10 protein-coding genes are annotated in these 11,191 nt (G+C 74.9%); 5 read left to right on the top strand and 5 right to left on the bottom strand.

The annotated features are described in order from the left end of the window. Window positions 1-44 precede the first annotated feature (44 nt). Both ruvA and ruvC read right to left on the bottom strand, forming a co-directional pair. Window positions 45-650, bottom strand: a complete 606-nt coding sequence (ruvA, locus tag Ae505Ps2_RS23730) for a Holliday junction branch migration protein RuvA (RefSeq protein ID WP_075329803.1) — start codon at window positions 648-650, stop codon at window positions 45-47. A 101-nt stretch (window positions 651-751) separates the two neighbouring features. Continuing rightward, the gene (gene ruvC, locus Ae505Ps2_RS23735; protein ID WP_075306014.1) at window positions 752-1,402 is read right to left on the bottom strand and encodes a crossover junction endodeoxyribonuclease RuvC; all 651 of its coding nucleotides are present in this window, start codon (window positions 1,400-1,402) and stop codon (window positions 752-754) included. 142 nt (window positions 1,403-1,544) lie between these two features. Here ruvC and Ae505Ps2_RS23740 point away from each other — a divergent pair, with 142 nt between their 5' ends. The 3 genes from Ae505Ps2_RS23740 to Ae505Ps2_RS23750 all read left to right on the top strand — a co-directional run bounded on the left by Ae505Ps2_RS23740 (window position 1,545) and on the right by Ae505Ps2_RS23750 (window position 4,204). Further along, the gene (locus Ae505Ps2_RS23740; RefSeq protein ID WP_075306012.1) at window positions 1,545-2,693 is read left to right on the top strand and encodes an alpha/beta hydrolase; all 1,149 of its coding nucleotides are present in this window, start codon (window positions 1,545-1,547) and stop codon (window positions 2,691-2,693) included. Continuing rightward, the gene (locus Ae505Ps2_RS23745) at window positions 2,693-3,271 is read left to right on the top strand and encodes a molybdenum cofactor biosysynthesis protein (protein WP_075306010.1); all 579 of its coding nucleotides are present in this window, start codon (window positions 2,693-2,695) and stop codon (window positions 3,269-3,271) included. Before Ae505Ps2_RS23740 ends, Ae505Ps2_RS23745 begins: the two co-directional genes overlap by 1 nt. Before the next feature lie 279 nt (window positions 3,272-3,550). Then, on the top strand, window positions 3,551-4,204 hold the full coding sequence (locus Ae505Ps2_RS23750; RefSeq protein ID WP_075306008.1) for a hypothetical protein: 654 nt from the start codon (window positions 3,551-3,553) through the stop codon (window positions 4,202-4,204). A gap of 13 nt (window positions 4,205-4,217) precedes the next feature. On the opposite strand, the gene polA is transcribed toward Ae505Ps2_RS23750, so the two are convergent. Both polA and Ae505Ps2_RS23760 read right to left on the bottom strand, forming a co-directional pair. Continuing rightward, window positions 4,218-7,013 (bottom strand): DNA polymerase I, encoded by a 2,796-nt coding sequence (gene polA, locus Ae505Ps2_RS23755; protein WP_083695858.1) that lies wholly within the window; start codon window positions 7,011-7,013, stop codon window positions 4,218-4,220. A 131-nt stretch (window positions 7,014-7,144) separates the two neighbouring features. Beyond that, window positions 7,145-7,894, bottom strand: coding sequence for a YebC/PmpR family DNA-binding transcriptional regulator (locus Ae505Ps2_RS23760; protein WP_075306718.1), 750 nt, complete (start codon window positions 7,892-7,894; stop codon window positions 7,145-7,147). Window positions 7,895-8,182: 288 nt separating this feature from the next. Here Ae505Ps2_RS23760 and Ae505Ps2_RS23765 point away from each other — a divergent pair, with 288 nt between their 5' ends. Continuing rightward, window positions 8,183-8,461, top strand: a complete 279-nt coding sequence (locus Ae505Ps2_RS23765) for a DUF1490 family protein (RefSeq protein WP_249265332.1) — start codon at window positions 8,183-8,185, stop codon at window positions 8,459-8,461. A gap of 40 nt (window positions 8,462-8,501) precedes the next feature. Beyond that, window positions 8,502-10,721, top strand: a complete 2,220-nt coding sequence (locus Ae505Ps2_RS23770) for a cation-translocating P-type ATPase (RefSeq protein WP_139318738.1) — start codon at window positions 8,502-8,504, stop codon at window positions 10,719-10,721. On the opposite strand, the gene Ae505Ps2_RS31400 is transcribed toward Ae505Ps2_RS23770, so the two are convergent. Then, window positions 10,652-11,155 (bottom strand): hypothetical protein, encoded by a 504-nt coding sequence (locus Ae505Ps2_RS31400; RefSeq protein WP_139318739.1) that lies wholly within the window; start codon window positions 11,153-11,155, stop codon window positions 10,652-10,654. The two genes, Ae505Ps2_RS23770 and Ae505Ps2_RS31400, sit on opposite strands and share 70 nt — an antisense overlap. Between the last annotated feature and the right edge of the window lie 36 nt (window positions 11,156-11,191).

The raw sequence follows: 11,191 nt of genomic DNA on the forward strand, positions 1-11,191 counted from the left end.
CTCGTCGAGCCGGCCGTCGACCCCGGCATAGGGGTCGGGGTCGGTCACCGCGACCGGCCCAGGCTCGACAGCGCGGTGCGCAGCAGGTCCCGGGCGTCGGTGTCGGGGGCGTGGGCCAGGACCGCGTCGACGGCCTGCTCGGCCGGGCGCTGGGTGAAGCCGAGCCCGAGCAGCGCCTCGACGACCTGGTCGCGCACCCCGAGCATCGGGGCCGGTGCGGCCGCGACGGCGCCCGCGGGCACCGCGGCCGGCGCGGTCACCTTGTCGCGCAGCTCCACGACCAGGCGTTCGGCGCTCTTGCGCCCGACGCCCGGGATGCGGGTGAGCACGGCCAGGTCGCCGTCGGCCAGCGCGCGGCGCAGCGTGTCCGGCTCCAGCACCGCGATCGTGGCGAGCGCGAGCCGCGTCCCGATCCCGGACACCGTCTGCAGCAGCAGGAACAGCTCGCGTTCCTCGGCGTCGGCGAACCCGTAGAGGGTCAGCGAGTCCTCGCGCACCACCAACGTGGTCGGCAGCCGGGCCTCGTCCCCGCGACGCAGCCCGCCCAGCGTGGCGGGGGTGGCGTACACCGCGAGCCCGACCCCACCCACCTCGATGACCGCGTGGTCCAGCCCGATCTCCAGCACCGGACCGCGCACCGAGTGGATCACTGACAGGTCCCCTTCCGACGAACGACCGTTCGAGCACCGACGCTACCGGGCCGCACCGACCGGACCGCACGCGACACCACGCCACCACCGGGCGAGAGGGATCAGCGCGCGCGCCACCCGCCGGTCGAGCGGGCGTCGGCGGCCGCGCGGGCCGCGGCCCACTGCTCGGCGGCACCGGGCCGGGCGCCGCCGCGCTCGCGCTGGGCCTCGGCGAGCCGGGCACGGTGCACCGCGGCCAGCTCCTCGGCGCGGGCCTGGGCCTGCGCCATCCGGTCGATCATCGGTGAGCGCCAGCAGTGGCAGATGGCGAGCGCGAGCGCGTCGGCGGCGTCGGCGGGCTTCGGGGGTGCGTCCAGGCCGAGGAGCCGGGTGACCATCGCGGTGACCTGCGCCTTGCCCGCGCGGCCCTCCCCGGTGACGGCGGCCTTCACCTCGCTGGGGGTGTGGAAGGCGACCGGCAGCCCCGCCCGGGCCGCGACGAGCGCGACGACGCCGCTGACCTGCGCGGTGCCCATCACGGTGCGGACGTTGTTCTGGCTGAACACCCGCTCGACGGCGATCACGTCGGGTCGGTGCCGGGCCACCCAGCGCTCCACCTCGTCGGCGACGGCGAGCAGCCGCCGTTCCAGCGGCAGGGCCGGCTCACTGCGGGCGACGCCGACGTCGACGAACCCGACGGTCCGGCCCGCACCGGCCTCGACGACGCCGATGCCGCACCGCGTCAGTCCGGGGTCGACCCCGAGCACCCGCACCGCGTCCCCCTCGCCTCGGACCGCACAGCCGTTCGAGAACCGTACCGGTCGGGACGGTCCCGTCCGGGCGGGCACGCCGGACCGGCGGGTCCGGACCGGGCCGGGCGGACCGGGGTGACGCCCGGGATGACAGGGTGCGCAGGTGACGTCGTTCCTCCGGGTCCTCGCGTGGGTGTGGGCCGCGCTGCTGCTGGTCGTGCTGGTGGGGACGTTCCGCCCCGAGACCCCGGCGATCGGGCTCGCGGGGTCGTTCCTGTCCGGGGCGTACCCGCTGCACGTCGCCCTCGCCGGGGTGCTGGGGATCCTGTTCGGGCTGGCCGCGCGGGCCGCGGGCGCACGGTTCACCGGCGTCGCGACGGCGGTGCTCGCCCTGGCGGCGGTCGTCGGGTCGGTCACGGTGCTGGCCGCGCAGGGCCGGGCCGCGTCCGAGCAGGGCGTCCCGCTGGACTGGACGGCGGCGCTGACCGAGCTGGGCCAGCCCGACGGGAAGCCCGACCGGTCGGTGGAGTTCGCCCCCGGCCGCACGCTGGACCTCTACCTGCCGACCGGCGCGGGTCCGCACCCGACGATGGTGTGGGTGCACGGCGGGTCGTGGACCAGAGGGGACCGCAGCGACCGCACCGCGCTGAATCGGTGGCTCGCCGAGCGCGGCTGGGCGGTCGCCGCGGTGGACTACCGGCTGCCGCCACCCGAGCCCGTCGGCCGCGACCAGCAGCGCGACGTCGCGTGCGCCGTCGACTGGGTCCGCGCGCACGCGGGCGAGGCGGGTCTGGACCCCGCGCGGCTGGTCCTGGGCGGGCAGTCCGCCGGGGCGACGCTGGCGCTGTCGGTCACCTCCGGACTGCTCGACGGGACGCTGGCGTGCTCCGAGGCACCCGCCGCGTACGGCGGCACCGGCCCGGCCGACGCCCCACCGCCGACGCCCGGCCCGCCGCCGGTCGGCGTGGTCGCCTACTACCCGCCCGTCGACCTGACGCTGGTCGACCCCGACCTACAGCGCACCCTGTTCGGCGGCACCGCCGACCAGGCGCCGGGCCTGCTGCGGCTGCTCTCCCCCGCCGAGCAGGTGCGCCCCGGGCTCCCACCGACCCTGCTGCTGCTCGGCTCCGCGGACCACTACGTCCTGCCCGACCGGGTCGCCGCCTACGACCGGCAGCTCCGCTCCGCGGGGGTCGACGGCAGGCTGGTCACCGTCCCCTACGCCGACCACGTCTTCGACCGCCCCTTCGGCAGTCCCGGTGCGCAGCTGACCCGGGAGGCCGTGATCCGCTTCCTGACCGGGCTGAACTGATGCGGGTCGAGATCACCGCACTGGTGGTCGCGTCCCGGCACGCCTACGAGGGCAGGCCCGCCGACGGGCCGCGTCCCGACCCGGAGCCGCCGCTGCGCGACGAGGTCCGGGTACGCGCCGGCCACGGGATCGTCGGCGACCGCTACGCCGGCCACCCGGCGCACGCCCGCGCCGCGGTGACGCTGCTGGCCGCGGAGTCGCTGGACCACCTGCGCACGGTCCTCGGCGACGTCGTCGAGGCCACCGCGACCCCGCGGGCGGCGCGGCGCAACATCGTGCTGCGCGGCGCCCCGGTCGACGCGCTCGCCGCACCGGGCCGGGGCGGCACCGGCGCGCTGTTCGCCCTGGACTCCGGCGACGGCCCGGTCCGCTTCCGCGCGCACCGCGCCGCCGCGCCGTGCCGCTGGATGGACACCGAGATCGGCGACGGCGCGTGGGCCGCGCTGCGTGGCCGGGGCGGGGTCCGCTGCGAGCCCCTCGACGACGGCGTGCTCCGCCTCGCCCCCGCCGAGCTGACGATCCTGGAACCGGCGGCAGCCGCACCGCAGGGATCCACACAGCGGGGATCCACACCGTAGGGACCCGCACAGCACGGATCCGCACCACACGGATCCGCACCACGGGGATCCGCACCACGGGGATCCGCACCACCGAGAGCAGCACCACCGAGAGCAGCACCGCGGGGATCCGCGACGTCGAGAGCAGCGCCACCGAGGCCAGCGCTGCCGGGATCCGCACCGCCGGACGCCGGGCACCGACCGTCCGGCGGGGGGCCCGCACCGTCCGCCGCCACGCTGTAACAGCAGGTAGGAGGGTTTGCGACCCTACCGACGTCGGCACCGCAGGAGGTGACGCCGATGTCGTCCCCGGTCCCGCATCCCCGCCGCCCCGACGTGCCGCCGGCCGTCCCCGCGCAGGCGGGCGTCGTCGTGCACCGGGGTCTGCCCGGGGACCGGGCGACCTGGGCCCGCCGGGCCGTCCTGATCGGGGAGCTGCTGGTCGCCCTGGCCGATGCCGAGGCCGGCGGGCTGGAGCTTCCGCCGTCGCTGGCCGGGCGGCGTGCGCTGCGGGCATGGTCGCGTTCCGCGGAACGCGCGGTGGCCGCGGCCGGGGACGCCGACGCGGTCGTCGCGGTCCACACCGACGACGCCGACGTCCTCGCCGCCGCCGGGCGCGACCTGGCCGCGGTGCTGCGCCACGAGCGCGACACCCGACGCCGCACCGGCCCCCGTGCCACCCCGATCGGCCTCGCGGCCGGTGGCACGACCGACACCACCACGGGCGTCACGGCCGGCACCACAGGCACGGAGGGCACGGCCGGCACGGTCGGGCGGCTCTGCGCGATCCTGCACGCCGCGGCCCGCCGTCAGGACGTCGCGGTCGAGCAGCTCGTCGCGGAGCTGGGCCGCGCCGGCCGCATCCTCGCGCCGGGACATCTGCGCCACCGCTCCGCAGCCGCACACGGCACCGGAGCCGGCACCGCGCCCACCCGGGGAGCGGTCGCCGGCTGACCCGGGCGCGAGGTCAGTGCGCCGCGGCGTCCCAGCTGCGGCCGGACCCGACCGACACCTCCAGCGGCACCGACAGGTCCGCCGCGGCCGCCATCTCCCGACGAACGAGTGCCTCCAGGGCCTCGCGCTCACCCTCGGCGACCTCGAGGACCAGCTCGTCGTGCACCTGCAGCAGCATCCGGCTGCGCAGCCCCTCGGCCTGCAACGCCCGGTACACCCCGAGCATCGCGACCTTGATGATGTCCGCGGCGCTGCCCTGGATCGGGGCGTTGAGCGCCATCCGCTCGGCCATCTCCCGGCGCTGACGGTTGTCGCTGGTGAGGTCGGGCAGGTAGCGCCGCCGCCCGAGGATGGTGGCGGTGTAGCCGTCCTTGCGGGCCTGGTCGACGACTCCCGCGAGGTAGTCGCGCACTCCGCCGAACCCGGCGAAGTAGTCGTCCATCAGCCCCTTCGCCTCCTCGGTGGAGATCCGCAGCTGCCCGGACAGGCCGTAGGCCGACAGCCCGTAGGCCAGGCCGTAGTTCATCGCCTTGATCTTGGCGCGCTGCTCGGGCGTCACCTCGGTGGCCGCGACGCCGAAGACCCGGGCGGCGGTCTCGGCGTGGAAGTCGTGCTGTGAGCGGAAGGCCTCGATCAGCGCGGCGTCCTCGGACAGGTGCGCCATGATCCGCATCTCGATCTGGCTGTAGTCCGCGGTGAGCAGCTCGGCGTACGGCGTGCCGTCCGGCGCGGACCCGACCACGAAGGCGTCCCGGATCCGGCGCCCGGCGGCGGTGCGGATCGGCACGTTCTGCAGGTTCGGGTCGGTGGAGGACAGCCGGCCGGTCGCGGCGATCGTCTGCGAGTACGTGGTGTGGATCCGGCCGTCCTCGGCGACGGACTTCATCAGCCCGTCGACGGTCACCTTCAGCCGGGTCGCGTCGCGGTGCTGCAGCAGGAACTGCAGGAACGGGTGCTCGGTCTGCGCGTAGAGGCTCGCCAGCGCGTCCGCGTCGGTGGTGTAACCGGTCTTGGTGCGCTTGGTCTTGGGCATCTCCAGCTCGTCGAACAGCACGACCTGCAGCTGCTTGGGCGAGCCGAGGTTGATCTCCTTGCCGATCACCTCGTAGGCCTGCCGCGCGGCCTCCCGGACCTGGGTGCCGAAGTCGGACTCCAGGTCGGACAGGGTCTCGCCGTCGACGGCGATCCCGGCGGCCTCGCAGTCGGCCAGTACGAACGCCAGCGGCAGCTCGAGGTCGGCCAGCAGCTCGCTGCCGCCCCGCTCGGCGAGGTCGGCGTCGAGGGCGTCGGCGAGCTCGGCGATCGCCGAGGCCGCGAGCATCTCCTGCTCGGCGGCCCGGGCGTCGGCCTCCTCCTCGCCGCCCAGCAGCGACAGCTGACCGTCGGCGGGCTCCTCGGTGCGCAGCTCGCGACGCAGGTAGCGCAGCGCGAGGTCGGCCAGGTCGAAGGTCCGCTGCCCCGGCTTGGCCAGGTACGCGGCGAGCGCGGTGTCGCTGGTCAGCCCGCCCAGGGTCCAGCCCCGCGCACGCAGCGCGTGCAGCACCGGCTTCACGTCGTGCGCGGCCTTGGGCACGGACGGGTCGGCGAGCCAGTCGCCCAGCGCCGCCTCGTCGTCCGGGGTGAGGCCGGTCAGCGCGAGGTAGCCGGCGGCCGGGACGCCCGCGGTGGCGCCGGCGGCCCGCTGCTCGACCGTCGGCTCACCCGCGGCGAGCGCGATCCCGTCGAGGTCGCGCCCGGCGATCGGGCCGGTGACCCCGGCGAAGCTCACCGCGACGCGACGGCCGTCGCGGGCGTGGGTGTCCAGCCAGGCCCGCACCGCGCCGGGGGCGACGACCTCGCCGGCGACCTCGAAGACGGACTCGGCCTCGGGCTCGGCGGAGGACAGCGTGGAGAACAGCCGCTCGCGCAGCACCCGGAACTCCAGCTCGTCGAACAGGCGGTGCACCGCGTCCCGGTCCCAGGGGCGCAGCTCGAGCTCCTCGGGGTCGGCGCCGAGGTCGACGTCGCGCACCAGCTCGGTGAGCTGGCGGTTGAGCAGCACGTTCGCCAGGTTGGCCCGCAGGTTGTCCCCGGCCTTGCCCTTCACCTCGTCGACCCGGTCGGTCAGCTCCGCGAGCGAACCGAACTCCCGGACCCACTTGGCCGCGGTCTTCTCCCCCACCCCGGGGATGGAGGGCAGGTTGTCCGAGGGGTCGCCGCGCAGCGCCGCGAAGTCCGGGTACTGGGTCGGGGTGAGCCCGTAGCGCTTGTCGACCTCGGCCGGGTCGATCCGGCCGAGGTCGGACACGCCGCGCTTGGGGTACAGGACGGTGACGTCGTCGGTGACCAGCTGGAACGCGTCACGGTCCCCGGTGGTGATGAGCACCTGGAAGCCGCGCGCCTCGGCCCGGGTGGCGAGGGTGGCGATGAGGTCGTCGGCCTCGTACCCGTCGACGGCGAAGACCGGGATGTTCAGCGCGCCCAGGACCTCCTTGATGAGGTCGATCTGGCCGCGGAAGTCGTCCGGCGTCGACGAGCGGTTCGCCTTGTACTCGGCGTAGCGCTCGGAGCGGAAGGTCGTGCGGGACACGTCGAAGGCCACCGCGAGGTGGGTCGGCTCCTCGTCGCGCAGCAGGTTGATCAGCATCGAGGTGAAGCCGTAGACCGCGTTCGTGGTCTGCCCGGTTCCGGTGCGGAAGTTCTCCGCGGGCAGCGCGAAGAACGCCCGGTAGGCCAGGGAGTGGCCGTCGAGCAGCAACAGGCGCGGCTTCGCCGGTGCCTTCTTCTTCGCCGAGGCCGACTTCTGGGTGCCCTGCGTCGCTGTGCTCATCGGCGGCGAGTCTAGAACCGACCCCCGACAGTGAACGCGGCCGCGGGTCGGCTCCCGGACGGGCCGGCCCCGGAGACGACGGTGCGGCCGCCCCACGAGGGGGACGACCGCACCGGGACGGGACGCGCCGCTCAGCCGACCTCGGCCATGACCTCGTCGGAGACGTCGAAGTTGGCGTAGACGTTCTGGACCTCGTCGGAGTCCTCGAGCGCCTCGATCAGCTTGAAGACCTTCTTCGCGCCCTCGGCGTCCAGCTCGACCTGCATCGACGGGACGAAGACCGCCTCGGCGGAGTCGTAGTCGATCCCGCTGCGCTGGAGCGCGGTGCGCACCGCGACGACGTCGGTCGGCTCCGAGACGACCTCCCAGCTGTCGCCGAGGTCGTTCACCTCCTCGGCGCCGGCGTCGAGGACGGCCATCAGCACGTCGTCCTCGGACAGGTCGGCCTTCGGCAGCACCACGACGCCCTTGCGGTTGAACAGGTACGCCACCGACCCCGGGTCGGCCATGGTGCCGCCGTTGCGGGTCATCGCGGTCCGGACCTCGGTCGCCGCCCGGTTCCGGTTGTCGGACAAGCACTCGACCAGCACGGCGACCCCGTTCGGGCCGTAGCCCTCGTAGGTGATCGTCTGGTAGTCGGCGCCACCGGCGTCGGCACCCGAACCACGCTTGACCGCACGGTCGATGTTGTCGTTCGGGACCGAGCTCTTCTTCGCCTTCTGGATGGCGTCGTAGAGCGTCGGGTTGCTGTCGGGGTCACCGCCGCCGGTCCGGGCCGCGACCTCGATGTTCTTGATCAGCTTGGCGAACATCTTGCCGCGGCGGGCGTCGATCACGGCCTTCTTGTGCTTGGTCGTCGCCCACTTGGAGTGACCGCTCATCGGCTCGTCTGCCCACCTCTCGTGCTCGCACCACGCACACGACGCGCGGTGAGGGGCAGGTCCGACGCCCCGCAGCGCGAGCTGCGGTCGGGCCGACCTGCGGGAACCCGTCAATGCTACCGACGACGCGGCTCCGCGCCGGGTCGGGCCCGAGCAGACCCCGCCCCACGAGGACACATGCATGAACCGCTATGGTTCGCCACCACGTCCCGTCGGGAACCCGGCGAGGACTACTCTGACAACCGTTGTCGGCACCTGCACCGGGCGCCGGTCGCGAGAGGAGCGCACGTGTTCGGAGCAGTGGCAGGCAAGGCCGTGGGGCTCGTCGTGAGCGGGCTGGCCGGCGCGGTCGCCTACGACGGCGTCAAGAAGGTCGCACGCTCCGGCGCCGTCCGCGAGGCCGCCGTCTCGGTGACCACCTGGGGCCTCAAGGGCGCCCGCGCCGCGGAGACCGGCGCCGAGAAGGCCCGCCTGGCGACCGCCGACATCGTCTCCGAGGCCCGCGGCCGCATCGGCGAGGAGGCCCCCGCGGCGGGCAACGGGCACGGGCACGGCCACGAGCACTGATCCCGGTCCTCCGGGCACGACGAGCGAGACGAGCGAGACCGTGAGCAGCGACACCGCCGGCCCGGAGGCCACCGTCCTCAGTGACGCCGCGGGCCGCGTCCGCTTCGCCGTCCCCGCGCTGCGCGGGCGGACGGCGCTGGCCGTGGCCGTCGAGGACGAGCTGGACCACGTCGGCGGGGTGCGCCAGGTGCACGCCTACCCGCGCACCGGCAACGTCGTGGTCTGGTACCGCCCCGGCTGCCACCGTGTCGAACTCGTCGAGGCCATCGGCAAGGGCCTGGGCGCCGAGCCGGAGGCCACCGCGGCGCGCACACCGCGCTCGGCCGACCAGCACAACGGCGAGCTGGCCCGCCTGGTCGTCGGTGGCGTCGCGCTCGCCGCACTGGGATTCCGCCGCTACGCGCTCCGCCGCCCGCCGCTGCTGGGCCCCGCCAGCCGCACCGTCGCCACCGGCGTCACGATCTTCACCGGCTACCCGTTCCTGCGCGGGGCGCTGCGCGCGCTCGCCGGCGGGAAGGGCGCGGGCACCGACGCGCTGGTGTCCGCGGCGACCGTCGCGAGCCTGGTGCTGCGCGAGAACGTCGTCGCGCTGACCGTGCTGTGGCTGCTCAACATCGGCGAGTACCTCCAGGACCTGACGCTGCGCCGCTCCCGGCGCGCCATCTCCGAGCTGCTCACCGGTGCCACCACCCGCACCTGGACCCGGACGCTCGCCCCCGACGGCAGCACCGTCGAGGTCGAGGTCGACATCGCGGACCTGTCCGTGGGCGACGAGGTCGTGGTGCACGAGCGGATCGTGCTGCCCGTCGACGGCGAGGTCGTCGAGGGCGAGGGCGTCGCCGACCAGGCCGCGATCACCGGCGAGCAGCTGCCGGTCTCGGTCGCCCCCGGCGACACCCTGCACGCCGGGTCGGTGCTGCTGCGCGGGCGGATCGTGGTCCGGGCGACGGCCGTCGGCCAGGACACCGCGATCGGCCGGATCATCGACCGGGTCGAGCAGGCCCAGGGCGACCGGGCCCCGATCCAGACCGTCGGCGAGAACTTCTCCCGCCGGTTCGTGCCGGCGTCGTTCCTGCTCTCGGCACTGACCCTGATCGCCACCCGCGACGTGCGGCGCGCGATGACGATGCTGCTCATCGCCTGCCCGTGCGCGGTCGGCCTGTCCACCCCGACCGCGATCTCCGCGGCGATCGGCAACGGCGCCCGGCGCGGCATCCTCATCAAGGGCGGCGCGCACCTCGAGGCGGCCGGGCGGGTCGACGCGGTCGTGTTCGACAAGACCGGCACCCTGACCCAGGGCCGCCCGATCGTCACCAACGTCATCTCCTTCCACGACGACTGGTCGCCCGAGCAGGTCCTCGCCCACGCCGCGTCGTCGGAGATCCACTCCCGGCACCCCCTGGCCCAGGCGGTCATCCGCTCCACCGAGGAGCGGCGGATCGAGATCCCGCCGCACGAGGAGTGCGAGGTCCTGCTCGGCCAGGGCATGCGGGTCCAGGCCGACGGCCGGGTGCTGCTCATCGGGTCGCGCGACCTGCTCCGCGCGCAGGGCGTCACGGTGCCGCGCAAGGCCGCGGACTGGGTGCGACGGCTGCAGAAGGCCTCGGAGACCCCGCTGCTGCTGGCCGTCGACGGCACCCTGGTCGGTCTGGTCTCGCTGCGCGACACCGTGCGTGCCGAGGCCCGCGACGTGCTGGAGCGGCTGCGCGCCGACGGCGTCACCCGGATCGTCATGCTCACCGGCGACCACCCGCAGACCGCGAAGGCCGTCGCCGAGGAGCTCGGCATCACCGAGTACCGGTCCGAGGTCATGCCCGAGCAGAAGCAGGACGTCGTGCGGGCGCTGCAGGAGCAGGGCCACACCGTCGCGATGATCGGCGACGGCACGAACGACGCCCCGGCACTGGCGCTGGCCGACATCGGGATCGCGATGGGCGTGGCCGGGACCGACGTCGCGGTGGAGACCGCCGACGTGGCCCTCGCCGCGGACGACCTCGGCGCGCTGCTGGACCTGCGTGACCTGGGACGCCGGTCGATCACCCTGATCCGGCAGAACTACGGCATGTCGATCGCGGTGAACGCGGCGGGGCTGCTGGTCTCCGCGGGCGGCGCGATGTCACCGGTGGTCGCAGCGATCCTGCACAACGCCTCCAGCGTCGCGGTCGTCGCGAACAGCTCCCGACTGATCCGCTACCGGCTCCCGGCCGCCGCACCGGCCACGGTCGTCGACGGCGAGGTCGTGCGGGCGGACGCCCGGTAGAAGGTCTGCGCAGCGGGGTGGAACAGCAGCACGACGGCGGCGAGCAGCTCCGCCACGTGCAGCGCGCGCAGCGCGGCGGCGGCCAGCTCGGGGCCGGTCGCGGTCGTCAGGAACAGCCCGACCGATCCCCCGCCCGCCAGCGCCCGCAGCGGCCCCACCACCAGTGACGCCGTGCCGAGGACCCCCAGGACACCGACGACGGTCCAGCGGTGCACGTCGTGCCCGGAGAGCAGCTGCACGACCAGCACGCCCAGCACCAGGTAGATCCCGCCGCGCGCGAGGATCTCCACGACCGAGGGTGGCACCGGGCCCGCCAGCCGGACCAGGGTCTCGGCGAACCCGGCCAGGATCGCGCCGAGCCACAGCGCCACGCTCAGCCCCACCGCGGACGGCAGGGCCGGGCGCGACCCGGTGGGCACGACGGTGCTGGTCATGACCCCATGCTCCCCGCGGCGGGCCGATCGGCCCAC

Origin of the sequence: Pseudonocardia sp. Ae505_Ps2 (assembly GCF_001932425.1) — a bacterium.
Taxonomy (GTDB): domain Bacteria; phylum Actinomycetota; class Actinomycetes; order Mycobacteriales; family Pseudonocardiaceae; genus Pseudonocardia.